Origin of the sequence: Tenacibaculum sp. AHE14PA (genome assembly GCF_019278465.1) — a bacterium.
GTDB classification, from domain to species: Bacteria; Bacteroidota; Bacteroidia; order Flavobacteriales; family Flavobacteriaceae; genus Polaribacter; species Polaribacter bernardetii.
The window spans coordinates 2,745,885-2,769,708 of record NZ_CP058983.1 but is presented as its reverse complement, the minus strand read 5'-3'; the positions used below and the strand labels follow the sequence as shown (position 1 = coordinate 2,769,708).

General features: G+C 31.0%; 25 protein-coding genes. 14 read left to right on the top strand and 11 right to left on the bottom strand.

Going from position 1 to position 23,824, the window contains the following annotated elements; genetic code table 11:
• Positions 1 to 24: 24 nt before the first annotated feature.
• Entirely contained in the window at positions 25 to 1,428 is a 1,404-nt protein-coding gene (locus H0I30_RS12775; RefSeq protein ID WP_218772241.1) for a peptide MFS transporter, read from the bottom strand.
• 10 nt (positions 1,429 to 1,438) lie between these two features.
• Positions 1,439 to 3,583 carry a S9 family peptidase gene (locus H0I30_RS12770; RefSeq protein WP_218772240.1) on the bottom strand — a complete coding sequence of 715 codons (2,145 nt, stop codon included), beginning with the start codon at positions 3,581 to 3,583 and terminating at the stop codon, positions 1,439 to 1,441.
• 142 nt (positions 3,584 to 3,725) lie between these two features.
• Here H0I30_RS12770 and H0I30_RS12765 point away from each other — a divergent pair, with 142 nt between their 5' ends.
• The 3 genes from H0I30_RS12765 to H0I30_RS12755 all read left to right on the top strand — a co-directional run bounded on the left by H0I30_RS12765 (position 3,726) and on the right by H0I30_RS12755 (position 7,326).
• Positions 3,726 to 4,997 carry a hydroxymethylglutaryl-CoA reductase, degradative gene (locus H0I30_RS12765; protein WP_218772239.1) on the top strand — a complete coding sequence of 424 codons (1,272 nt, stop codon included), beginning with the start codon at positions 3,726 to 3,728 and terminating at the stop codon, positions 4,995 to 4,997.
• An 85-nt stretch (positions 4,998 to 5,082) separates the two neighbouring features.
• Positions 5,083 to 6,033 carry a GYDIA family GHMP kinase gene (locus H0I30_RS12760; protein WP_218772238.1) on the top strand — a complete coding sequence of 317 codons (951 nt, stop codon included), beginning with the start codon at positions 5,083 to 5,085 and terminating at the stop codon, positions 6,031 to 6,033.
• A gap of 84 nt (positions 6,034 to 6,117) precedes the next feature.
• Positions 6,118 to 7,326, top strand: a complete 1,209-nt coding sequence (locus H0I30_RS12755; RefSeq protein ID WP_218772237.1) for an NAD(P)/FAD-dependent oxidoreductase — start codon at positions 6,118 to 6,120, stop codon at positions 7,324 to 7,326.
• 77 nt (positions 7,327 to 7,403) lie between these two features.
• Here the strand turns inward: H0I30_RS12755 and H0I30_RS12750 are convergent, their stop codons facing one another.
• From H0I30_RS12750 to H0I30_RS12725, 6 genes are all read right to left on the bottom strand, one after another.
• Complete coding sequence (locus H0I30_RS12750) at positions 7,404 to 7,850, bottom strand: KTSC domain-containing protein (protein ID WP_218772236.1); 447 nt, start codon at positions 7,848 to 7,850, stop codon at positions 7,404 to 7,406.
• Positions 7,851 to 7,932: 82 nt separating this feature from the next.
• A complete protein-coding gene (locus H0I30_RS12745; protein WP_218772235.1) occupies positions 7,933 to 8,517 on the bottom strand; it encodes a hypothetical protein in 585 nt (194 codons plus the stop codon).
• Positions 8,518 to 8,608: 91 nt separating this feature from the next.
• Positions 8,609 to 8,893, bottom strand: a complete 285-nt coding sequence (locus tag H0I30_RS12740; protein WP_218772234.1) for a hypothetical protein — start codon at positions 8,891 to 8,893, stop codon at positions 8,609 to 8,611.
• A 22-nt stretch (positions 8,894 to 8,915) separates the two neighbouring features.
• Positions 8,916 to 9,149, bottom strand: coding sequence for a hypothetical protein (locus H0I30_RS12735; RefSeq protein ID WP_218772233.1), 234 nt, complete (start codon positions 9,147 to 9,149; stop codon positions 8,916 to 8,918).
• A 79-nt stretch (positions 9,150 to 9,228) separates the two neighbouring features.
• Positions 9,229 to 10,275 carry a serine hydrolase gene (locus H0I30_RS12730; RefSeq protein WP_218772232.1) on the bottom strand — a complete coding sequence of 349 codons (1,047 nt, stop codon included), beginning with the start codon at positions 10,273 to 10,275 and terminating at the stop codon, positions 9,229 to 9,231.
• Positions 10,276 to 10,287: 12 nt separating this feature from the next.
• Positions 10,288 to 10,650: a hypothetical protein gene (locus H0I30_RS12725; RefSeq protein WP_218772231.1), complete on the bottom strand. Its 363-nt coding sequence runs from the start codon at positions 10,648 to 10,650 to the stop codon at positions 10,288 to 10,290.
• Between the two features lie 211 nt (positions 10,651 to 10,861).
• Between H0I30_RS12725 and H0I30_RS12720 the strand changes: the two genes are divergently transcribed.
• From H0I30_RS12720 to H0I30_RS12690, 7 genes are read left to right on the top strand one after another with little or no spacing between them, the layout of a single operon-like run.
• Complete coding sequence (locus H0I30_RS12720; protein WP_218772230.1) at positions 10,862 to 11,920, top strand: sensor histidine kinase; 1,059 nt, start codon at positions 10,862 to 10,864, stop codon at positions 11,918 to 11,920.
• On the top strand, positions 11,913 to 12,620 hold the full coding sequence (locus tag H0I30_RS12715; RefSeq protein ID WP_218772229.1) for a LytTR family DNA-binding domain-containing protein: 708 nt from the start codon (positions 11,913 to 11,915) through the stop codon (positions 12,618 to 12,620). The genes H0I30_RS12720 and H0I30_RS12715 overlap by 8 nt, the downstream gene beginning before the upstream one ends.
• 34 nt (positions 12,621 to 12,654) lie before the next feature.
• Positions 12,655 to 13,734, top strand: a complete 1,080-nt coding sequence (locus H0I30_RS12710) for a diphosphomevalonate/mevalonate 3,5-bisphosphate decarboxylase family protein (protein WP_218772228.1) — start codon at positions 12,655 to 12,657, stop codon at positions 13,732 to 13,734.
• Between the two features lie 19 nt (positions 13,735 to 13,753).
• Entirely contained in the window at positions 13,754 to 14,248 is a 495-nt protein-coding gene (locus H0I30_RS12705; protein ID WP_218772227.1) for a toxin-antitoxin system YwqK family antitoxin, read from the top strand.
• Positions 14,249 to 14,298: 50 nt separating this feature from the next.
• Positions 14,299 to 15,225: a mevalonate kinase gene (locus H0I30_RS12700; protein WP_218772226.1), complete on the top strand. Its 927-nt coding sequence runs from the start codon at positions 14,299 to 14,301 to the stop codon at positions 15,223 to 15,225.
• Positions 15,226 to 15,234: 9 nt separating this feature from the next.
• Positions 15,235 to 16,152: a geranylgeranylglycerol-phosphate geranylgeranyltransferase gene (locus tag H0I30_RS12695; protein WP_218772225.1), complete on the top strand. Its 918-nt coding sequence runs from the start codon at positions 15,235 to 15,237 to the stop codon at positions 16,150 to 16,152.
• A gap of 45 nt (positions 16,153 to 16,197) precedes the next feature.
• Positions 16,198 to 17,136 carry a pseudouridine synthase gene (locus H0I30_RS12690; protein WP_218772224.1) on the top strand — a complete coding sequence of 313 codons (939 nt, stop codon included), beginning with the start codon at positions 16,198 to 16,200 and terminating at the stop codon, positions 17,134 to 17,136.
• 40 nt (positions 17,137 to 17,176) lie between these two features.
• On the opposite strand, the gene H0I30_RS12685 is transcribed toward H0I30_RS12690, so the two are convergent.
• From H0I30_RS12685 to H0I30_RS12675, 3 genes are read right to left on the bottom strand one after another with little or no spacing between them, the layout of a single operon-like run.
• A complete protein-coding gene (locus H0I30_RS12685) occupies positions 17,177 to 17,548 on the bottom strand; it encodes a heavy-metal-associated domain-containing protein (RefSeq protein WP_218772223.1) in 372 nt (123 codons plus the stop codon).
• 1 nt (position 17,549) lies between these two features.
• Positions 17,550 to 19,799: a TonB-dependent receptor domain-containing protein gene (locus tag H0I30_RS12680; protein ID WP_255554303.1), complete on the bottom strand. Its 2,250-nt coding sequence runs from the start codon at positions 19,797 to 19,799 to the stop codon at positions 17,550 to 17,552.
• 55 nt (positions 19,800 to 19,854) lie between these two features.
• The gene (locus H0I30_RS12675; RefSeq protein WP_218772222.1) at positions 19,855 to 20,262 is read right to left on the bottom strand and encodes a hypothetical protein; all 408 of its coding nucleotides are present in this window, start codon (positions 20,260 to 20,262) and stop codon (positions 19,855 to 19,857) included.
• 110 nt (positions 20,263 to 20,372) lie between these two features.
• Between H0I30_RS12675 and H0I30_RS12670 the strand changes: the two genes are divergently transcribed.
• The 4 genes from H0I30_RS12670 (at position 20,373) to H0I30_RS12660 (ending at position 23,805) form a co-directional block, all read left to right on the top strand.
• Positions 20,373 to 20,825, top strand: a complete 453-nt coding sequence (locus tag H0I30_RS12670) for a GAF domain-containing protein (protein WP_218772221.1) — start codon at positions 20,373 to 20,375, stop codon at positions 20,823 to 20,825.
• 79 nt (positions 20,826 to 20,904) lie between these two features.
• A complete protein-coding gene (locus H0I30_RS13065) occupies positions 20,905 to 21,030 on the top strand; it encodes a hypothetical protein (protein ID WP_255554302.1) in 126 nt (41 codons plus the stop codon).
• 137 nt (positions 21,031 to 21,167) lie between these two features.
• A complete protein-coding gene (gene purH / locus H0I30_RS12665) occupies positions 21,168 to 22,694 on the top strand; it encodes a bifunctional phosphoribosylaminoimidazolecarboxamide formyltransferase/IMP cyclohydrolase (protein ID WP_218772220.1) in 1,527 nt (508 codons plus the stop codon).
• A gap of 82 nt (positions 22,695 to 22,776) precedes the next feature.
• A complete protein-coding gene (locus H0I30_RS12660; protein ID WP_218772219.1) occupies positions 22,777 to 23,805 on the top strand; it encodes a rod shape-determining protein in 1,029 nt (342 codons plus the stop codon).
• Positions 23,806 to 23,824 lie beyond the last annotated feature (19 nt).

Genomic DNA, 23,824 nt, shown 5'->3' with positions numbered 1-23,824 from the left:
TATTACAAGGTTTTGTTTTTATTTTTAGTTATTCTCCGCTAATTCAAATCCTTCAGCTTCATTCTTAGAGTGATCTTTAATGTCTTCAGCTCCATGTGTTAATCGTTTTAGAGGTTTTAATATTAAAATAATCAATGCTCCAAAAATAGTACAGAAAACTGCAATTCCTGTAAACACCTGAAATTCACCTGCGCCTTCAGACATGGCTCCAACCATTCCTGCTACTTTATTTCCTAATCCTGTAGCTGCAAAGTAAGCCCCCATCATAAAAGATGCATATTTTACTGGTGCTAACTTTGTAATAAATGATAAAGCTACTGGCGAAGCACATAACTCACCAATTGTGTGAAATAAATATGCCAACACTAACCATATCATTGCTGATTTTTCAATTACTTTATCTCCATCCATAACAACTTCTGTACTAGCTTTACTCATAAAGAAAAAACCAAAAGCCATAATAATTACACCGATAGCCATTTTAAATAATGATGAAGATTCTTTTCCTTTTCTCCCCCATTTATGCCAAAATGCTCCAACTGCTGTACCAAATACAATGATAAAAAAAGCATTAATTGATTGGAATGTAGCTGCTGGAACTTCATAACCAATAAAAGCAAGTAATCTATCTGTTTTTTGCTCAGTATATAAACTCATTAATCCACCAGCTTGCTCAAAAGCTCCCCAGAAAACAATAATAATTAAGAATGATAAAAACATTACCAACATTCTGTCTTTTTCAACTGCATTTAATGGTTTGTTCATTAATTCTTTATTAGGAGAGTCTTGTTGACCAATAAAATCACCAACTCCTTCTAAATATTTTAAACCGTACATGTATACAACTTGTCCTAAAGCCATACCGATACCAGCAAGACCAAAACCATAATGCCATCCATATTCTGCTGCAACGATACCAACTGCTAAAGCTCCTAAAAAAGCTCCTAAGTTAATTCCTATATAAAACACATAAAAACCTTTATCTCTTCTATCATCTCCTTTTGAGTATAATCCACCAACCATTGTAGAAATATTTGGCTTTAAGAACCCAACACCTATCACAATAAACAATAACCCCGTAAAGAATGCCCATTGAGCATCAACTGCAAGAATACCATGACCTATACATAATAGAATACCTCCTAACATTACGGCTTTTTTCTGACCAATGTATTTATCTGCAATCCAACCACCAGGTATTGATGTTAAATAAACAAGCATCGTATATGTACCGTAGAAAGATATTGTTTCTGCGTTTGTCCATCCAAAACCTGACTGCGGACTTCCTAATAATATAGGAGCCGCTAAATACAATGTTAAGATGGCTCTCATACCGTAATATGAAAAACGCTCCCACATTTCTACAAAAAATAATACATATAGTCCTTTAGGATGTCCCAAGAAATCTTCTTGTTTAACTGTGTTCATATTTTATATTTTATAAGTTATTTTTAATAAAATTCGTCATTTTCGTATACAAGTGTATACGTGTATTACCACCGTAAATTCCGTGATTTTTATCAGGATACATTCCCCATTCGAATTGCTTATTGGCTTGTATTAAAGCTTCTGCCATTCTAAATGCATTTTGTACATGTACATTATCATCAGCTGTACCATGAATTAACAAGTACTTTCCTTTTAATAACTCTGGGTAATTTAATGGAGAGTTCTCATCATAACCTGTAGGATTCTCTTCAGGTGTTTGCATGTAACGCTCAGTATAAATACTATCGTAAAAACGCCAAGTAGTTACCGGTGCAACTGCTATTGCTGCCGCAAATACATCGTTTCCTTTTAAAATACAGTTAGTACTCATAAAACCACCGTACGACCATCCCCAAATTCCAATTCTATTTGCATCTACATATGATAAGTTTGCTAATTCTTTAGCGACTGCTATTTGATCTTCAACTTCGTATTTACCTAATTGCTTTTGAGTGATTTTTTTAAAATCTCTACCCTTTAAACCTGTTCCTCTACCATCAACACAAACAATCATGTAACCGTTTTGAGCCAACATTTGGTGCCAATAATCGTTAGATCCGTTCCAAGTATTTGATACATTTTGAGATCCTGGCCCAGAATATTGATACATTAATACTGGATATTTTTTATTTGAATCGAAATTAACAGGCTTTATTGTATACATATTTAAGTCGTTTCCGTTTATATTAATGGTAGAAAACTCTTTTTTACTTAAATTATATCCTGCAATAACTTCTTTTAAAGCTGCATTGTCTTTTACTATTTTTAATACTTTACCCGTATCGTTTCTTAAAGAATATACATTTGGCGTATTCGCATCAGAAAATGTATTTATAAAATAATGCATGTTCTTACTAAACGATGCACTATTTGTTCCTGAAGGATTACTTATTATATTTTTATTCTCACCCGTTAAAGAAACACTATAAACACCTCTATTTATAGATCCGTTTTCTACTGATTGATAGTAAATTGTTTTTTTATCAGCATCAAAACCATAATAAGAAGTTACCTCCCAGTTTCCTTTTGTTACCTGATTTATTAATTCACCTTTATTATTGTAGTGATAGATATGATTGTAACCGTCTTTTTCACTCGTCCAGATAAAACTATTATCATTTAAAAATGTTAAATCGTCCGTTACATCCACATAAGCTTCATCCGTTTCTGTTAATATTAATGTAGTATCATATGTTTTAGCATTAATAAAATACATTTTCAAATCATTTTGATGACGATTTAAAGTACGTACCGCTAAAATGTTACCATCCTTTGTCCAATTAATTCTAGGGATGTATTCATACTCTCCGAAAATAATTTTAGCAGTTCCGTTAGTATCTAAAGAATACACATGTAAGGTAACTTTCGCATTATCTTCTCCTGCCTTTGGATATTTAAAAACATCTTGAGTTGGGTATTTCCCTTTACCATAAACATCCATAGAAAATGTTTTTACAGCACTTTCATCAAAACGTAAAAAAGCTAGATTGCTTCCGTCAGCACTCCATTCAAAAGCACGCACAAATCCAAACTCTTCTTCATAAACCCAGTCGGTAATACCATTTATAATTTTATTTTTCTCACCGTCTTTTGTTATTTGAACAATTGTATTGCTAGAAAAATCTCTAATAAATAAGTTATTGTCTTTTGCATAGGCAACTCTTTTGCTATCTGGCGAAAAAGTTGGTCGCTGAATATCTTCCCCAATTAACTTTAATGTTTTTGAAGCGATATCATATACATAAAATGTACCTAAGAAAGAACGACGGAATATTGGTTTGAAGTTTGTTCCTAAAATCAACTTCGTTTCATCACTATTAAAACTATATGATCTAAATGTATTTAAGCCATTTAAATCTTTACTATTAACAATTGTTTCAACTTTTTCTAAAGTTTTATAATTGTATTTATCTACCGACGAATTTCCGTTTTCGTAATTTAATAAAGAATAAAAATCACCATTCATTGAGTTTAATGAATTCATGTAATCGGCTCTAAATGTGCCTTTTTTCCAAATATCTTCTAAAGAAATATCTTTTTTCTGTGCTTGTAACAGCGAAGATAATCCTATGAAAAGCAGTAATATTTTTTTCATCTTAAGTTGTTGTTTATCTAAAAAGTTTGCCAAGTTTACGGAAAAATCGCCATAAAACACATCAAAAAAGTTAGAAATACTAAATATGAAAGCTATTTTAACAAGATTCATTTATCTTTGAGCAACCTAAATTTTATAGACAATGTCTAAAATTATTACTGGATTTTCTAAACTTACTAAAGAGGAAAAAATAAATTGGTTGGCTAAAACTTATTTTAACAACCAACCAGAAATTACACAAACACTAAAACAGTATTGGAATGTAGATGAAAAATTACAACAACTACATGACGATTTTATAGAAAATACGCTTTCTAATTTTTACATGCCGTATGGTATTACGCCTAACTTTGTAATAAACAATCGCGATTATGTAGTACCGATGGTTATTGAAGAAAGTTCGGTTGTTGCAGCAGCTTCGTTAGTTGCAAAATATTGGAGTACGCGCGGTGGTTTTAAAACTGAAGTTATTGCTACCACCAAAATCGGACAAGTACATTTTATGTATGAAGGTGATAAGACGGAATTAGAAAACTATTTTGATCAACAAAAATCTAAATTATACGACGCAACAGCTTCCATTACAAAAAACATGGAAAAACGCGGTGGAGGTATTTTAGACATTCAATTAGTTGATAAAACTAATAAACTTGCAAATTACTACCAGTTACATGTTACTTTTGAAACAAAAGATAGCATGGGCGCGAATTTTATTAATTCGTGTTTAGAATCAATGGCTAATCAGTTTAGACGTGATGATATTGAAATCGTAATGAGCATCCTTTCTAACTACGTTACAGATTGTGTGGTTAAAGCAGAAGTGAGCTGTAAAATAGAAGATTTAGGAGGTAAAGACCCTCATAAATTTGCACAGAAATTCGAGCAAGCGGTAAAAATAGCCGAAATAGAACCTTACCGAGCCGTTACGCACAACAAAGGAATTATGAACGGTATAGACGCCGTTGTTTTAGCTACCGGTAATGACTTTAGAGCGATTGAAGCTGGTGCACATGCCTACGCTTCTAAAGACGGACAGTATAAAAGTTTAACACATTGTGAAATTAAAGAAGGCATTTTTAAATTTTGGATTGAAATTCCTTTAGCACTCGGAACCGTTGGTGGTTTAACAGCTTTACATCCGATGGCAAAATTATCGTTAGATATGATGCAAAAACCATCTGCAAGAGAATTAATGCAAATTATTGCTGCTGCTGGTTTAGCTCAGAATTTCGCTGCATTACGCGCTTTAACAACTAAAGGAATTCAGCATGGGCACATGAAAATGCACTTGCAAAATATTTTAAATCAATTAGAAGCAACTGCTGAAGAAAGAGATACTATAACTGCTTATTTTGATAAAAGAACCGTTTCTCATAGCGCTGTAGTTGATAAATTTAAAGAGTTAAGAAAATAGTATTAATTGTCTCCTCGAGCGCAGTCGAGAGGTCAGATTACAAACATTAAAAGAGGTCTCGACTGCGCTCGACCTGACAATTGTATTGGGAAAATATTATTCTAACGGAAAATTATTATTAACAGGTGAATATGTAGTTCTTGACGGAGCAACATCTTTAGCGGTGCCTACTAAGTTTGGTCAAGATTTAATTATCGAACCGATAAAAGAATCACAACTTATTTGGGCTAGCTTTACTAATACAGGCGAATGCTGGTTTGAAGCTACTTTCGATTTACCAAAGTTGCGTTTAACCTCAGCTACTTTTAATGCTGATAAACAAGGAAATGCGGAAGTTATTGCAGAAACCTTATCTGATATTTTACATGAGGCTAAAAAGTTAAACCCTAATTTTTTAAATTCTGATGGCGGATTTATGGTAAAAACGAACTTAACTTTCCCTCAAAACTGGGGATTAGGAAGCTCATCTACATTGATAAACAACATTGCTAATTGGGCAAATGTGAATCCGTTTACCTTATTATGGAATGCCTTTTCTGGTAGTGGGTATGATATTGCTTGCGCTAGTAATAACAACCCTATCTTATATCAATTAAAAAAGAACCTCTCGACTGCGCTCGAGATGACACCTATTGTTAGTGAGGTAAAATTCAACCCCGATTTTAAAGATGAGTTGTTTTTTGTGTATTTAAATCAGAAGCAAAATAGCAGAGAAGGAATCGCACAATATAAAGAACATCGAGAAGAAGCTAAAAAGCTAATTCCGGAAATAAATGAGCTAACTCAAGAGTTTTTAAAGGCTAATTCTTCTAAGAGTTTAGCTAAAATAATAATTGAGCATGAGCAAATAATTAGCTCAATTATTAAACAAACTCCAGTTAAAAAACGTCTTTTTCCTGATTATTTCGGTGAAATAAAAAGTTTAGGTGCTTGGGGTGGCGATTTTGTTTTAGCTGCGGGTAATGAAAATACCTCAACATATTTTAAAGAAAAAGGCTACAATACAATTGTTCCTTACAAAGAAATGATTTTATAAATCAAAACAAGTCTCGACTGCGCTCGACCTGACAAGTTAATCTTAAAATGTCTCCTCGAGTGCAGTCGAGAGGTTTTTCTACAAATGAAAAAAGTAATTATAATTGGCGGTGGTGCAGCAGGTTTTTTCACGGCTATAAACGCTAAAGAAAATAATCCTGAATTAGACATTACCATTCTCGAAAAAGGAAAAGAAGTTTTGCAAAAAGTAAAAATTTCTGGTGGTGGTCGTTGTAACGTTACTCATGCTTGTTTTGAACCTAAGGAACTTGTAAAGTTTTATCCAAGAGGAGAAAAAGAATTACTAGGACCTTTTCATCAGTTTATGACTGGTGATACTTTTGAGTGGTTTGACGACAGAGGAATTCCTTTAAAAATTGAAAGTGATAATCGTGTTTTTCCTGAAGCAAACACCTCACAAGCCATTATAGATTGTTTTCAGAATGCTGTTGATAACCTTGGTATTACGGTGTTAAAAAATCACGGTGTAAATTCAGTTTATCAACAAGAAAACAAGTGGGTTATCAACACAAAAGAACAACAATTTGAGGCTAATTCTTTAGTTATCGCCGCGGGTAGTTCTAAGAAAGTTTGGGATTTATGTAAAACCTTAGACCATGCGATTATAGAACCTGTGCCTTCTTTGTTTACTTTTAATATAAAAGATAAACGAATTATCGATTTAGGCGGAATATCAGTGCCAAATGCCGGGGTAAAATTAGTGGGAACAAATCTAGAAAACTCAGGACCTTTATTAATTACGCATTGGGGATTAAGCGGACCCGCAATTTTAAAACTCTCTGCTTTTGGTGCACGAATTTTAGCTGATAAAAACTATCAATACAATGTTGAAGTAAATTGGTTAGGACAAGATTTTGATAGTGTTTTAGATGAATTATCTGATCTTAAAAACGCACAAGCCAGAAAACAAGTGAATTTAAAATCACCTTTTGCAGATATTCCTCGTCGTTTATGGGAACGTTTTGTTGCAGCTGCAGAAATTAAAACGGCTCAGAATTGGGGCGATTTAAGTAATAAACAATTAAATAATTTAGCTACTCAATTAACAAAAGGTTTATTTAATGCAAACGGTCGTACAACTTTTAAAGATGAATTTGTAACAGCTGGTGGTGTAGATTTAAAAGGAATAAACTTTAAGCGATTTGAAAGTAAGCTACATAAAAACCTCTTTTTTGTAGGTGAAGTTTTAAATATTGATGCCGTTACTGGCGGATTTAATTTTCAAAACGCGTGGACAGGCGGATATATTTGTGCGAAAAGCATTGCTGAATAACATTATTTCACACATAAAAAAGACCATTTACTAAACATAGTAAATGATCTTTTTTAATAATATCGTTTAATTTTATATTAAACTGTAGCTGACGCTTTCATTGATTTTCTGTAGGTAAAAGAATTAAAAATATTTCTTTTTCCGAAGTTATTTATCGATTTAGCGTTTAAAAATTTTAAGAACATTTTTTTAGTAACTCCAAAATACTCGTAGGTATTTCCATCAGTAAAAGTAACTTCTAACAACATGCTTTTATGTTGATAATCAGCTACTTTAAACTCAGTAATAGTGGTGTGATATGCTGCTGCATTTGCTTCTTTAGTTTCAGGAGCAATACTTACTAAAAAATGATAACCATCAATAATTTTAGTACTTACATCTTCTGCCTCTAACCTCTTTTCTTCTTCCTGAAATTTATCTGGGTGCCATTCTTTTACCAATCCTCGGTACGTTTTTTTCAAGTCCTTTAAATCGATAGCTCCTTCAACACTAAAAAGCTTTTTATATTCTTTAATACGTTTCATTTGTATGAAATAATTTAGCCCGCGAAATTACTTAAAATATCTGAATATGAGACAGAAAGCTACTTAAATTTCAAAAAAATATTTAATAGCTCATAACGGTACCAAAATACAATAACTGAAATGTCTTAACATCTAAAAGCAAACAGTTCATTGCCATCATAATGCCATAATTAGATTTATCATAAAAACGATATTCAAAATAATCTAATTCATTTTCATCAAAATCATAAAAAACATCATTTGTTTTAAAGTGGCCATTATAAAAATTATCAAGCTGAGATAATTTATGCACATTAATTTTAACGGCATGATTATATAAACTATCTATTTTAGTTTTTAACTTCATTCCTTTAAAACTTAAATCTTTGTCGTTTTTAAACAAGATGTTTTTATAAAAATCACGCGTTAGCATATCGTACAAAACTTGCTCGGTATTTACCTCTTTCTGAATTACTTCTATATATTTTGAAACATTGTTTGACAATCTATTAAACTCTGCAATTTTTATTTTTGTATTCTGAAACATTAAAGGTTTTGCCAATGCCTGTTTTTCAAAAAAAGAAGTTCTACCAGCTATTAATTCGTTGTTTATTCGAATTGCTTCTGTTATTGATTTATGTGCTGTATATGTGGAGAATTTATGCTGTGAAAACCCCGTAAAAGACATTAAAAGTGTCGTAAAAAAAAGAAGACTACCTTTCATAACATTTTTTGTTTGAAAGATAGTCAATTTTATAACAGTTTTTTAAAAACAAAGATTATTCCTCTTCGTAACAATTAAAAACAATTGTGTAACCGTACTCAATTGCTTCTTCATAAAATTCTTTTTGATCTTCATCAACGTCATCTGCAGAATCTAAAGTAAAATACTCTTCTTCTATTTCTGATACTTTCCAACCTTCATCTTTTATATAATGCTTTACTAATTTAAGAGCTCCTTCGATATCTTTATAATCGATATATAAGCTTACATAAGCTCCTACAACTTCATTATAATGTTCTGACGATTTTTTTGGTTTTGCTAAAGCGTTTATTAAAAACATAATTTTATTTTATTTAAATTAATTAAGCTAATTCCCCTCTATGAGGCTTTAAAGCGTCTCTAAAAATTTTCATATCACTTTCATCTACTACAATAAAAGCAATGGTGTGCATTGGGTTTAACTCTGTATGATTTACCTCATAATACGTTAAACTATCTATTTGTGCAAATTCTTTTAAATGAATACAATGGTGCTTTGCGGTTGCTAAGCCATCTGGACCTTTAAAGTCCCATATCAGTTTTATTTTTCTACTCATATCAATATGTATTTACAAACACAAAAATACCCATTTTTATGCTAAAAATGGGTATTAAAAAAAACTAACCAGAAAACGATTACTTCTTTTGATTGATGGTATATTTATACGATTTGAAAATTTGCATTAATTTTTGTGTTGATGAACCTGAAGATGCATTAAAAGTGAATGAAATAGTAAGTTTTAATTCAGGAATATATGCTGCCATCGATCTAAAACCATCAATAGCGCCATCGTGCCCATAAACAACCATACCATTAAACTCATCTACAGAAATACCCATACCCATTTTTTCTTTTGGAGTTGTCATTAACTCTAAGCTTTTTTCTGACAACAGTTTACCTGTAAAAAGCGCATTATAAAAAACACTTACTTCGTTTGCGGTTGCTGTAATTCCGCCCGCTCCCATGGTTCCTAATAAATTTGTATGAAAAGTTATTGGATGCCATTTATTGTTTTCTGGGTAGTAACACATTGCTTCGTTGTTAGAAAAGTCAATATCTTTTCCGAATGCGGTTTTAGATACTCCTATTTTTTCGGCGATTCTATTTTGAATAATATCTGCAAATGTTTCCTTATCTACATCTTCTGCTATATATGCTAATAAAATATAATTAGAATTAGAGTACTCAGTTATAGAATTTGGCGTAAATAAGCTTTGATACTCTTTGATTTTCGCAATCACTTCTGCTCTATCTCGAGGTTCGCTAATCCAAACTTCAAAATTTTTATCAGTTGTTATATTAAAGATTCCGCTACGGTGATACAGCATATCAGAAATTGTAATATTCTCTGAATTAGGAATCACAGGGAAGAAATCTTTTAGTTTCGTATTTAAAGAAAGTTTACCTTCATCTACCAACTGTAATATAATTGTTGCTGTATATGTTTTACTAATAGAGCCTATTCGGAATTTTGTTCCAGAATTGTTTTTTTTATTTAAATTGATATTTGAATAACCAATAGACTTTGTATAAAACTCTTTTCCTTCTTTAAAAACAGAAACAGTTCCCATTGCCTTTTTTTCTTTTTCTAGTGATGCTAAATAATCGTCTAAATTTTGATTTTTTGCGCAACTTAAAAAAGAACACACAACCACGATAGTAATTATAAACTTATTTTTCATACTATTATAGTTTTAGTGTTTATTATTCTTTAATGTTAAACCGATAAGCCCCAATCTTGTTATTAAGAACACAAACATACCAAAAGAAGGGCATAATAACCCCACTTTTAATCCACCAGCAAAAACACTTGTATTAATACCTCTTACGCTAACCATAGCATCGAGTGCTTCAATCATCCCCATCATAAATCCAAAAAAACCAAAAACTAACGCAAATAAACTTATATGTTTTATTAGTAAAACTACTTTATCATTTTCAGCGCTTCTTAAGAAAGCTTTTATAATTAAAGCAATGCAGGTAATTAACATAAATAATAATGGGTACATAAACATTGTTCCGCCCTCTTGTAATAAATTGATAATTAAAAAATTCATATTAGTAAGTTTTAAAGTTATTATGATTCAAAAATATCTTTAAAGCTTATACCTTTCTATTTATTTCGATAATTGCAAAGAAAAAAACCGTAAACAACAAGTTTAAAGCATATTTTAGTAAAAATAGGTAAATTGGTATTCTACCTACAAATAAGCGGATTTTATCTCAAAAAAACACAAAACCACGTAAAAAAGTAGATATTGCAGCCATATGAAAAAACGACTTTCTATACTTAAATTTATTATAGAAACAGCAATCCATCTTTTATTTTGGACAGCTGTATATTTATTTTATACTTATTTTTTAGGTTACGGAAGTGAAAATACAGCATACATAAATCGTTTTTCGTTGTTCTTAATGCCAATTACTATTGGTAGTAGTTATTTTTTTTATTTTTATTTAATCCCTAAGTATTTGCTTCTTAAAAAACAGCAATTATTTATTTTATACACTGCGTACACTTTTATAATTTCTTTCTTCTTTATTATTGTATCGATATTTTATGGTTTAGTTTTTTCTGACAATTTAAAAACAGGCGACTACACACCAATTACAAAAGGGCTTATATTTATAACTTTAGCCGTATACTTTATTTTTTTTGTAGCAATTAGTATTGGCTTAATTATCAATAATTACAAATCTGTGTTAAAAAACGAAGACTTAAAAAACAAATTCTTAGCAACACAATTGCAATTAAAAGAACAAGAATTAAAGTTTTTAAAAATGCAAATTCATCCACATTTTTTATTCAACACTCTTAATACTTTATATGGTTTTGCTTTAAAAAAGTCTGATGAAGCTCCTGATATGATTTTAAAACTTTCTAATTTATTAGATTATATTTTATATCAGGTAGAAAAACCTTTAGTGTTTTTGAATGATGAAGTTAATCATATTGATGATTATATTTCGTTAGAAAAAATGCGCTTTCAAGATAGTTTATTCGTGAGTTTTGATAAAGAAATACATCAAGAAAACATTCAAATTGCCCCGATGTTATTATTGCCATTTGTAGAGAATTCTTTTAAACATGGAGCACAAATAGATGGTGTTCTAAAAGTTGACATCAAATTAAAAACAGCTAACAATTTACTTTTTTTTGAAATAAAAAATTCAACAAAAAACAATACGTCATCAAAAAAAGGAATCGGGCTAGAAAATATAAAAAAACGATTAGAGATGCTATACGGGAAATCGTATCATTTAGATATTTCACAAACAAAAAACAGTTTTAGAGTTGAATTAAAAACACCTTTAAAAAATGATTGATAAATTACGCTGTGTTATTATTGATGATGAGCCTATGGCTAGAGAAATAATAGCTTCATTTATTGAAAAAACACCAAACTTAGAGCTAATTAAAATGTGTAAAAATGCTGCTGAGGCAATTATTTTTATGCAAAATGAATCTGTAGATTTATATTTCTTAGACATTAATATGCCCGAAATTACGGGTTTAAGTTTAGCAAAAATTATCAATAAAAAATCTAAAATAATTTTCACAACTGCTTATAGAGATTATGCCGTAGACGGATTTAATTTAAACGTGGTAGATTATTTATTAAAACCAATTGCTTTTGATCGTTTCTTACAAGCTACTCAAAAAGTGCTAGATATAAACACCCCTAAAATCATCGAAAAAACTAAAGAAATTAAGTCTGATTATATGTTTGTAAGAGCAGACAGAAAGATGGTTAAAATAAACTTTAGCGATGTTTTGTATATAGAAAGTCTAGGCGATTATGTAAAAATATTTACCGAAACAAACACAGTTGTTACGAGAGAAAGTATTAGTAATTTAGAATTGAAAATGCCTTTAAATAATTTTATTCGAATTCATAGATCGTACATCGTATCTACAAAGCAAATAACCTCTTATACAAACGAATTTATTGAGATTAGTAAAAAGGCAATTCCTATAAGCAGAAGCTACAAAGAATCCGTTTTACAAAAATTAGCAAAAGTGTAGTCTAAATTTTATCTTTACAGCAAAATTTAAACCTTTGAATACAGCACTTTTTATTTCAAAAGAATCAAATAAAACAATTGAAAAAGCTACATATACATGGCAAACACCGAGTAATATCGCTTTAGTAAAATATTGGGGAAAAAGCAATCCGCAAATTCCCAAAAATGCATCGATAAGTTTTACACTTAACAACTGCCATACAATTACTACGATTGAGTTTTTAAAAATTGAAAAATCAAGCGAAGCAAAATTCGAATTGTTTTTTGAAGGAAAAAAGAAGGATGATTTTAAACCAAAAATTGCTGAATTTTTTAAGCGAATAGAAAAATACTGCCCTTATATTTTAGAATATAAAATGGTGATTTCTTCAGAGAATTCTTTTCCTCACAGTAGCGGAATTGCTTCTTCTGCAAGCGGAATGAGTGCTATTGCAATGTGTTTATTAAATCTTGAAAAAGAATTAAATTCTGATTTAACAGACGAATTTATTAACAAAAAAGCTTCTTTTTTAGCCCGTTTAGGCTCTGGTAGTGCCAGTAGAAGTATTGAAGGTCCTTTGGTTGTTTGGGGAGAACACCCAGAAATTGAAGGAAGTTCAGATTTATTCGGAGTAAAATTCCCATATAAAATACACCCTATTTTCGAAAACTATTGCGATACTATTTTATTGGTTGATAAAGGAGAGAAACAAGTTTCATCTACAGTTGGTCATAACTTAATGCACAACCATCCGTATGCCGAACAACGCTTTACACAGGCAAACGAAAATTTATCTAAAATATCTACTATTCTTCAAAACGGAGACATAAAAGAGTTTATTAATTTAGTTGAAAGTGAAGCATTAACCTTGCATGCAATGATGCTTACAAGTAACCCGTATTTTATATTAATGAAGCCTAATACGTTAGAGGTGATTAATAAAATTTGGGAATACAGAGCGCAAAACAACAGTAATATTTGCTTTACTCTCGATGCAGGTGCAAATGTTCATGTACTATACCCAAACACCGAAAAGACTGAGGTAGAGTCTTTTATTAAAAACACCTTAGCTGTTTACTGCCAAAAAAATCAGTATATTTGTGATAACACGGGTTTTGGCGCAAAACCCAATTAACCTTAAAATCCCTATTATCATGAGAACATTCACACTACTAATAGTTATGTTTATTGGGTTTTTATCAACCACAGTAACAGCACAAAAAATCATTTATCTTAATGATAACTGGCAAGAAACATCAAAAGAAAATCACGAATATTATAGACCTGCTCCTAAAGCAATAAATGATGGATTTTGGATTGTTGATTATTACAAAAATGGTCAGGTTCAAATGGAAGGATACAGCACAAATAAACAACTTAACAAGGAAGTCTTTGACGGTTTAATAATGTATTACCATGCTAATGGTAAGCTTTTTCATAAAGCTAATTACGTAAGTGGTAAATTAGACGGTGACCGTAAAGTGTTTTACGAAACTGGCGAACTTAAAGAGCAAGGAAAATATACAAACGGACAAAGAGATGGTGTTTGGAAAACCTTTTATAAAAACGGAAAAATAGAAACAAAAGGAAAGTACCGCGACAATGAAAAAGTTGGTGTTTGGAAAACTTTTTACAAAAACGTATACTAGTTTGTAAACTAGTACTTTTACTTGTACTTTTGCTAAGCAATTAAAAATTTATGAAAGGACCTTTATTTTACGCAAAAATATTACTCTTCGGAGAATATGGAATCATAAAAGATTCTAAAGGACTAGCGATTCCTTTTAACTCATACAAAGGTGTGTTAAAGTCTGCTAGTAACTTAACTGGTGAAGCTAAAAAATCGAATACTAATTTAATTAAGTTTTACACTTATTTAAATAGCTTGAATTCTGATTTAGTTTCTTTTGATTTGCTTTCATTTAAAAATGATATTGATAATGGTATGTACTTCGATTCATCTATACCACAAGGATATGGTGTAGGAAGCTCTGGTGCTTTAGTTGCTGCTATCTACGATCAATATGCAAATAATAAAATTACTGTTTTAGAAAACTTAACACGTGATAAACTGTTAATTTTAAAGCAAGTATTTTCTTTAATGGAATCATTTTTTCACGGAAAAAGTTCAGGACTAGACCCTTTAAATTCATATTTAAGTTTACCTATTTTAATCAACTCAAAAGAACATATAGAGCCTGCAGGGATTCCATCTCAAAAAGAAGGAAAAGGAGCTGTTTTCTTATTAGATTCTGAGCAAGTTGGTGAAACTGAACCAATGGTAAACATCTTTATGAATAAGATGAAAAACGAAGGATTCCGTAAAATGTTAAGCGAAGAATTTTCTTTACATACCGATGCTTGTATTGATGATTTCTTACAAGGTGATATAAAATCATTATTTGGTAACGTAAAAAAATTATCGAAAGTAGTTTTAACAAACTTCAAACCGATGATTCCTTCTGCTTTTCATAAGGTTTGGGAAAAAGGAATTCAAACTAACGAATACTACCTAAAACTTTGTGGTTCTGGTGGTGGTGGTTATATCTTAGGTTTCACTGAAGATTACGAAAAAGCACAAACAAGCTTAAAAGATTATAAATTAGAATTGGTATATAGATTTTAAAATACTACAATGAGTATATTAAAAGTTAATACATTTCTAAAAAAAATATTTAGCCTTCTATCAGTCGTTAGAGGTTATAACATTTTAGTACTAATAGCAGCCCAATACTTGGCTGCTATTTTTATTTTCTCTGATCACAAATCTGTAAAACCAGTACTTTTCGATTGGCATTTACTTTACTTAGTTATTGCTACGGTAGCTACTGTAGCGGCAGGATACATCATCAATAATTTTTACGACAAAAAATCTGATCAAATAAACAGACCCATAAAATCGAACTTAGACTCATACATAAAACAAGAAACTAAATTATCTTTATACTTTACCTTAAACTTTATCGGTTTTGGTTTTGGTTGGTTAGTATCCTGGAGAGCTGCTTTCTTTTTTGCTATATATATATTCGGAATTTGGTTTTATTCACACAAATTAAAAAAACACCCTTTTATAGGTTTACTAAGTGTTACTATTTTAACGATACTTCCTTTTTTTGTGGTTTTTGTGCATTTTAAAAATTTTTCGAAAGTAATTTTTGTGCACGCAATCTTTCTGTTTCTAATTATAATGATTCGCGAATTAATCAAAAATTTAGAGAACATTAAAGGAGCCATAATAAATAACTACACTACTTTCCCTATTAAATACGGAGAAAAAAACACAAAAAAGTTAATCATCTTATTAATGGTCTTAACCTTAATTCCGATAGGTGTTTTATTTTACTACCCCGCAATAGAGTACATGAAATATTATTTTTACTTAGCAGCTCTTGTTTTGTTCTTTATAGGTTTTTACACATGGAAAGCAACAAAAACGAATCAATACCGCCTTTTACACAACATTTTAAAGATATTATTGTTAATAGGAGTATTTAGTTTACTGTTTATTGATAAGTCTTTAATTCTAGACAAAGTAGTTATCGCTTTAGATTAGAAATCAAATAATTACCGTACATTTGCACCCTTTTAAAATTTAATTATGAATTCAAAAAACTCGTCGAGAGGACGACAGGCTGATAGAAACAGCAATCCTCGTGAAAAAAAATCATTTAGATCTGATAATAGATCTGACAGAACCGACAGACCTGTTAGAAAATCATCTGAAAAACCAAGATTTGCAACTAGCTCTTCTGACAACAAAAAACAATTTAATAGAGACCTTAAAAAATCAGCTGCTAATAAACCAAAGCAAACTAGCTCTGATGAAAGCACAGGGATTCGTTTAAACAAATACATTTCTAATTCTGGAGTGTGTTCACGAAGAGAAGCTGATACTTATATAGAACATGGTAGTGTTGCTGTTAATGGTAAATTAATGACTCAAATGGGCTACAAAGTACAACCTACTGATGAAGTTCGTTTCGACGGAACATTAATTTCTATAGAACAAAAACGTTATATATTATTAAACAAGCCAAAAAACTATATTACTACCATGGAGGATGACCGTGGTCGTAAAACAGTAATGGAAATTGTAGCCAATGCAACCAAAGAACGTATTTATCCTGTTGGAAGATTAGACAGAAATACTACTGGTTTGTTATTATTCACAAACGATGGTGAGCTAGCTAAGAAATTAACACACCCAAAACATGATGTACGTAAACTATATCATGCTTCTTTAGATAAAAAATTATCAATATCTGATTTAGATAAATTACGTGGTGATGTTATTATTGAAGGTAAAAAAGTTTTTATTGATGCCGTTTCTTATGTAGAAGGTGAAAGAAAAACAGAAGTTGGTATTGAAATACATTCTGGAAGAAACAGAATTGTTCGTAAAATATTTGAAAACTTCGGATATGCGGTAACAAAACTAGATCGTGTTGTTTTTGCAGGTATGACTAAACGTAATTTACCTCGTGGTAGATGGCGTGAGTTAACCGAATTAGAAGTTAATTCATTAAAAATGTTATAAATAAAAAAATCCCGAGTTTAAAACTCGGGATTTTTTTTATTTACTTCTTTTCGTTTTTATGATCGTCTTGTATTTCTTCACTTCGATACTTACAACAACCGTGTAAGCCATCGTAAGCTTCCTTTGTTGCTTTTACTGCTTTCGTATCATGACCAACATTTGCTACATTTTGCTGAATCGTTTTAACATCCGTCTTACGTTCATCAATAATTAATTTTAGCTCATGTGTTTGTACATTCCACTGCGCATATTTTACACCTTTAGTATTTAAAGCTGCCTTTTCAATACGCCCTTTACACATCATACAAACACCATCCACATCAATAGATACTTTGGCATTTTTCTTCTTTTCTTGTGCTGATAAAGATATACTCATCAACAAAACTGTTATTACTAATACTATTTTTTTCATCTTAATCTATTTTAAATCTTAAACCTGCGTAATAATTACTTCCAAATACGGGCGCATATATAATTGTGGTATCAAAACTTGAACCAAAAGGATTATCGCTTCCCAATATCGGATTTTTTTGTTTGTAGTTTGTTAAATTTTCTGCTCCCGCATATAATTCAAACTTTTTAGAAAACACTTTTGTTACCTGAGTGTTTAACAAATTATAACTTTTTGAAAATTCTGGTAATCTGTATTGAACTGGATTTGACTGCGTGTTTGGTAAACGTTGCTTCCCTATCCAATTATAAGTAACATCAAATTTCCAATGCGCATCATTTTCCTTTTTCTCTGTCTCATAAGAAACATTTGCAAAAAATCGATGTTTTGCCTGTAATGCTTTATCTAAATTCCCTGATTTATAATCCGTATTTACATCGTAGTATTTATATGAAAAACGAGTATTAAAATATGGTGCTATATTTTGATTTACTTCTAACTGAAAACTATTAGCAACACTTTTTCCGTCTAAATTATAAAAAGATATTTCCTGCGGATTTTCCCAATCTACCACAACTTGATTTTCGAAATCTGTTCTGTAAAAATCAAAAGTAATATCTCCCTTTTTACTAAACAATTTGTAACCTTGTAAAAATGATATTCCGTAATTCCAAGCTATTTCCGGACTTAAACCATAAACCTTACCTCCTACATCATCAATATTAACTTGTCTTGAAGACGCAAAAAATTGTTGATTTTCAGCAAAAATATTTGCACTTCTTCTTCCTTTTCCTATCGATGTTCTAAATACTCCTTGTTCCCAAGGTACATAACGAATATGTAAACGAGGCGTTACAAAGATTCCTAATATATTATGTGTATCAATTCTTAATCCCGCAGTAATACTTATATCATCAGCATTATCATAAGCATATTCGAAAAAGGCACCTACAGAGTTTTCTTTACGATCATAATTACTTGCCGTGGTAACGTTTACAAACTCGTCATACTTATCATACGTAAAACTAAGTCCTGTTTTAAACTTACTTCTAGTATCTCCTATAATTGAATTGAAAACAAAACTACTGTAAAAACTTTGATGTTGAATATTATAATCATTTAATCCAAAATACGAATCTTGTTTATGATTACTATAAGCAGCCTGTACACCCATACTTTGAAAAGGTAAATCAGGAAAAACATAGCCCAATTTAGCAGAAGTATCAAAGCGTTTTGTTTTAATTTCACTTCCCCAAACAGTAGTAGAACTTTTATCTAAATCAGGATTAAAATTAACTTCACCTACTTGCTTCTCATCATCTAAATATCTAAAATTAATAAAACTCACCCATCCTTTTTGCGCATCTACATACTGCCAGCGGTTCATGATATTAATTTGCTTTGCTAGCGGATTATCTAAAAAATTATCATCATTTTTATCAAATTTTTCTCCTCGGTAATTCCCGTGAACATACAAACCTGTTTGCCACTTATCACTTACTTTTTGATTAAAATGGGTGTTAAATTCCATTCTTCCTCCAGCTGATCCGTAAGCATTTACAAAAAAACGATGATTCGTATATGGCTTTACCAATTCGGCATTTATTTGTCCCGAAATACTTTCATAACCATTTACAACACTACCCGCACCTTTTGTTATCTGGATACTTTCTACCCAAGTACCTGGCGTAAAAGAAAGCCCAAATGCCTGTGATGCACCTCGTATAGATGGAATATTTTCTTGTGTAATTAACAAATACGGACTCGTTAAACCTAACATTTGAATTTGCTTTGTTCCTGTTAATGCATCCGAATAATTAACATCAATTGATGGATTGGTTTCAAAACTTTCTGCCAAATTACAACAAGCCGCTTTTAATAATTCCGCACTGTTAATCATCATTACATTTTGAGCTTGCAAATATGATTTTTGAGTAGCACTTTTTTTAGACTTAACAGTTATCTCTTTTAAAGTATTGCTTTCTGTTAAAAAATGATGGATTGGTTTTAAGGAATTTATCGTAATAGTATCCGTTTTAAAACCCACAAAACTAACAACCAATTTCTTATACTCTTGTTGATAAGGAATTGTAAACCATCCTTTTTCGTTTGTAGTTACGCCTACGTTAGTATTCAACCAATGCACACTTGCTCCGTAAACACCTAAATTATCTTTAGGTCCGTTTTTATCCATAATCATACCTTTAAACTTCTCTTGAGCAAAGGTGATACTAGATATCAGTATTAAAATACTGAATATATTTATTTTCATTATTTTATATCATATTAAATTTTACAACTCTTACTTATTTAAAAGAATTATAAAATCATATAATATATACTTCGTGAAGTACCTGAATATCATAAACTAAATCAGGTTGAGAATAATATTGATGAAAATTGGGTTGACTTTCATCATTTTCAAATAACAAATCGTAAGAGCTATAAAAAGCTACAAATAATTTAACTTGCTGAAAACTTATTTTTTTTGAAGATACTTTTTGTATTTTATCCTGTCCATCTATCTGATGCACTTCATCTTTACAGCATTTCTTTTTAATTACTGTTGCGCAATCATCTTTTTCACCTTCATTACAACTACCAGTTTCTCCTACATAAGAAACATCAACTAAAAAATCACCACAATAATGTTTAGCTACCGTAAAAGAAAAGGTAGAAAACAACACTAATAAGGCTAATGTTATGGTTGATATTTTAGTAATTACTTGTTTCATTGAATGCAAAGATACGAAAAATTAAAAATTTGTTTTTTAAAACAATTGTTAAAACTATTTTTGTAAGTTATTAGCTCGAATTACGAATAAGACTAAAAAACGTATCAATAATGAATTTACAAGAATTAAAAAATAATATAGATCAGATAACTGAAAGCAATGCTATTAAAGGAGAGAAGTTACAGCAAATTTGCGATTACTTAGCTGCTGAAGTTTCATATTACGATTGGGTAGGTTTTTACTTTAGAAATGGAGATAAAGAGGAATTAAAATTAGCTGAATTTAATGGCGAACCTACAGAACATACGATTATACCTTTTGGTAAAGGTATTTGCGGACAAGTTGCGGTTAGTAATGAAAATTTTGTAGTACAAGACACCAAAGAACAAGATAATTATATTTCTTGTGGTTGGAAAGTAAAATCTGAAATTGTAATCCCTATTTTTGTTAATAACGAGAACATTGGTCAGATAGACATTGACTCTCACACTATTAACCCTTTTACGCCAAATGACGAAGAATTATTAGAATATGTTTGTAAAAAAGTAGCTTCTTTTATATAAATTTAACGTAAACGTTTGATTATTAGGTTTTTTATTCTTAAGTTTGCATTCTTATTAACCCCACATAATCCCCTAAATTATGAGTACCAAAGAATATCCCTCTTATGCTGCGTTAGGCAATCCTAATGCTCGTACAAAAACACGACAATCTTTTTTCGAAAAAATTACAGTATGGTTTCACGATTTCTTAGAAAACGCTGAATAATACTTTTGTTTTTTTGCAAAAAACACCACCAAATCTCTTAGAGATTTGGTGGTGTTTTCGTTTTACAATAAGCAAAAATAATTATTGTATAACCTTTACTGTTTTAGTAGCTTTGTTCACTTAACAACACAACAACAATGAACAATACAAAAACTATTAAATCTGCCCTAATTTCGGTATTTCATAAAGACGGATTAGCCCCTATAGTAAAAAAACTTAATGACTTAGGTGTTACTATATACTCTACCGGAGGAACTGAGAAATTTATAAAAGATTTAGGAATTAACGTAGTACCTGTAGAAGAAGTAACTTCTTATCCTTCAATTTTAGGAGGTCGCGTAAAAACATTACACCCTAAAGTATTTGGAGGTATTTTAAACCGTCAAGACCATAAAGGAGATGTTGCTGAAATGCAAGAGTATAATATTCCTCAATTAGATTTAGTAATTGTAGATTTATATCCTTTTGAAAAAACAGTAGCTTCTGGTGCTCCAGAACAAGATATTATTGAGAAAATTGATATCGGAGGTATTTCATTAATCCGTGCAGCTGCAAAAAACTTTAAAGACACTGTGCTTGTTTCTTCAATGGAGCAATACAGCGATTTTTTAAACCTTATTACAGAGAGTAACGGAAATACATCAATTAGCGATAGAAAAAAATTAGCTGCTAAAGCTTTTAATATTTCTTCTCACTACGATACGGCTATCTTTAATTATTTTAATGAAGATGAAGTTGTATACAAAGCAAGCGAAACCAATTCTAAAACCTTAAGATATGGTGAAAACCCACATCAAAAAGGATACTTCTTTGGTGATTTAGAAGCTATGTTCGATAAATTACATGGTAAAGAATTAAGCTACAACAATCTTTTAGATGTTGATGCTGCAGTTAACTTAATGAACGAGTTTTCGGGTGAAGCACCAACTTTCGCTATTTTAAAACACAATAACGCATGTGGTTTCGCACAAAGAAAAACAATTCACCAAGCTTATGTAGATGCCTTGGCAGGTGATCCTACTTCTGCTTTTGGAGGTGTTTTAATATCAAATACTAAAATAAATAAAGTTACCGCCGAAGAAATTCATAAACTATTTTGCGAGGTAGTAATTGCTCCTTCTTATGACTCCGATGCTTTAGAAATTTTAAAAGGTAAGAAAAACAGGGTTTTATTAATTCAGAAAGCAGTAACATTACCTACCCAAACTGTTAGAACTGCGTTAAACGGAGTTTTAATACAAGATAAAGATAACATTACTGATAAATTAGAAGATTTATCATATCCTACAAATACGAAACCATCAGAAAGTGAGTTAGATGATTTGCTATTTGCGTCAAAGCTGTGTAAAAACACAAAATCGAATACAATTATTTTAGTAAAAAACAAACAACTACTTGCTGGCGGAACAGGACAAACGAGTAGAGTTGATGCTTTAAAACAAGCAATTGACAAAGCAACTAGTTTTAATTTTGATTTAAAAGGAGCGGTTATGGCAAGTGATGCCTTTTTTCCTTTTCCTGATTGTGTAGAGATTGCAAATAACGCAGGAATACAAAGTGTAATTCAACCAGGTGGTTCTATTAAAGATCAATTAAGTATAGATTACTGTAATAACAACAATGTTTCTATGGTTTTTACAGGTACAAGACATTTTAAACATTAAGTAACATTGAGTGTAAAATACCCGCAGATTTTTATTAGATTTGTGAGAATACATTAGAAACAGGTAAAACAAAGGAGTTTATATGGGATTTTTCGATTTTATGACAGAAGATATTGCAGTCGATTTAGGTACTGCAAACACGCTTATCATTCACAATGGTAAAGTTGTTATCGACAATCCGTCCATCGTTGCACGTAACCGATTGACTGGTAAAATTATTGCCACGGGTCATGAAGCAAGCAGAATGCAAGGAAAAACTCACGAGAACATAAAGACTATACGCCCTTTAAAAGACGGAGTGATTGCTGATTTTCAAGCATCTGAAGAGATGATTAAAGAATTTGTAAAGCAAATCCCGGCTATCAAAAAGAAGTTTTTTCCTCCTTCATTACGAATGGTTATTTGTATTCCTTCAGGAATTACAGAGGTTGAAAAACGAGCAGTTATAGACTCTGGTCGCCATATGAATGCGAAAGAGATATATTTAATTTTCGAACCAATGGCTGCTGCAATTGGTGTTGGTATCGATATTATGGAGCCGAAAGGAAACATGATTATAGATATAGGTGGTGGTACTACTGAGATTGCGGTAATTGCCTTAGCTGGTATTGTATGTGATCAATCAGTAAAAGTTGCTGGTGATTTATTTACGAGTGACATTATGTATTACATGCGTACACAACACAATTTACACGTTGGTGAAACTACTGCCGAGAAAATAAAGTTACAAATTGGCTCTGCGACTGAAGACCTTGACAATCCTCCAGAAGATATGATGGTACAAGGACGTGATTTATTAAGTGGTAAACCTAAACAAGTGCAAGTATCTTATAGAGAAATTGCAAAAGCATTAGACAAATCGATATTACGTATTGAAGATGCTGTTATGGAAACATTATCTAAAACTCCGCCCGAATTAGCTGCTGATATTTATAACACTGGTATTTATTTAGCTGGTGGTGGTTCTATGCTTAGAGGATTAGATAAACGCTTATCTAGAAAAACAGATTTACCCGTATACATTGCCGAAGATCCACTTCGTGCCGTAGTAAGAGGAACTGGTATTGCTTTAAAAAACCTTGAAAAATACAAGTCTGTATTGATCAAATAAATATTGAATGATTATTATA

What these genes read in the sequence shown, in the direction of transcription:
- H0I30_RS12775 (WP_218772241.1), bottom strand. Translation starts at nt 1,428, where the DNA reads ATGAACACAGTTAAACAAGAAGATTTCTTGGGACATCCTAAAGGACTA.
- H0I30_RS12770 (WP_218772240.1), bottom strand. Translation starts at nt 3,583, where the DNA reads ATGAAAAAAATATTACTGCTTTTCATAGGATTATCTTCGCTGTTACAA.
- H0I30_RS12765 (WP_218772239.1), top strand. Translation starts at nt 3,726, where the DNA reads ATGTCTAAAATTATTACTGGATTTTCTAAACTTACTAAAGAGGAAAAA.
- H0I30_RS12755 (WP_218772237.1), top strand. Translation starts at nt 6,118, where the DNA reads ATGAAAAAAGTAATTATAATTGGCGGTGGTGCAGCAGGTTTTTTCACG.
- H0I30_RS12750 (WP_218772236.1), bottom strand. Translation starts at nt 7,850, where the DNA reads ATGAAACGTATTAAAGAATATAAAAAGCTTTTTAGTGTTGAAGGAGCT.
- H0I30_RS12745 (WP_218772235.1), bottom strand. Translation starts at nt 8,517, where the DNA reads ATGTCTTTTACGGGGTTTTCACAGCATAAATTCTCCACATATACAGCA.
- H0I30_RS12740 (WP_218772234.1), bottom strand. Translation starts at nt 8,893, where the DNA reads ATGTTTTTAATAAACGCTTTAGCAAAACCAAAAAAATCGTCAGAACAT.
- H0I30_RS12735 (WP_218772233.1), bottom strand. Translation starts at nt 9,149, where the DNA reads ATGAGTAGAAAAATAAAACTGATATGGGACTTTAAAGGTCCAGATGGC.
- H0I30_RS12730 (WP_218772232.1), bottom strand. Translation starts at nt 10,275, where the DNA reads ATGAAAAATAAGTTTATAATTACTATCGTGGTTGTGTGTTCTTTTTTA.
- H0I30_RS12725 (WP_218772231.1), bottom strand. Translation starts at nt 10,650, where the DNA reads ATGAATTTTTTAATTATCAATTTATTACAAGAGGGCGGAACAATGTTT.
- H0I30_RS12720 (WP_218772230.1), top strand. Translation starts at nt 10,862, where the DNA reads ATGAAAAAACGACTTTCTATACTTAAATTTATTATAGAAACAGCAATC.
- H0I30_RS12715 (WP_218772229.1), top strand. Translation starts at nt 11,913, where the DNA reads ATGATTGATAAATTACGCTGTGTTATTATTGATGATGAGCCTATGGCT.
- H0I30_RS12705 (WP_218772227.1), top strand. Translation starts at nt 13,754, where the DNA reads ATGAGAACATTCACACTACTAATAGTTATGTTTATTGGGTTTTTATCA.
- H0I30_RS12700 (WP_218772226.1), top strand. Translation starts at nt 14,299, where the DNA reads ATGAAAGGACCTTTATTTTACGCAAAAATATTACTCTTCGGAGAATAT.
- H0I30_RS12695 (WP_218772225.1), top strand. Translation starts at nt 15,235, where the DNA reads ATGAGTATATTAAAAGTTAATACATTTCTAAAAAAAATATTTAGCCTT.
- H0I30_RS12690 (WP_218772224.1), top strand. Translation starts at nt 16,198, where the DNA reads ATGAATTCAAAAAACTCGTCGAGAGGACGACAGGCTGATAGAAACAGC.
- H0I30_RS12685 (WP_218772223.1), bottom strand. Translation starts at nt 17,548, where the DNA reads ATGAAAAAAATAGTATTAGTAATAACAGTTTTGTTGATGAGTATATCT.
- H0I30_RS12680 (WP_255554303.1), bottom strand. Translation starts at nt 19,799, where the DNA reads ATGAAAATAAATATATTCAGTATTTTAATACTGATATCTAGTATCACC.
- H0I30_RS12675 (WP_218772222.1), bottom strand. Translation starts at nt 20,262, where the DNA reads ATGAAACAAGTAATTACTAAAATATCAACCATAACATTAGCCTTATTA.
- H0I30_RS12670 (WP_218772221.1), top strand. Translation starts at nt 20,373, where the DNA reads ATGAATTTACAAGAATTAAAAAATAATATAGATCAGATAACTGAAAGC.
- H0I30_RS13065 (WP_255554302.1), top strand. Translation starts at nt 20,905, where the DNA reads ATGAGTACCAAAGAATATCCCTCTTATGCTGCGTTAGGCAATCCTAAT.
- purH (WP_218772220.1), top strand. Translation starts at nt 21,168, where the DNA reads ATGAACAATACAAAAACTATTAAATCTGCCCTAATTTCGGTATTTCAT.
- H0I30_RS12660 (WP_218772219.1), top strand. Translation starts at nt 22,777, where the DNA reads ATGGGATTTTTCGATTTTATGACAGAAGATATTGCAGTCGATTTAGGT.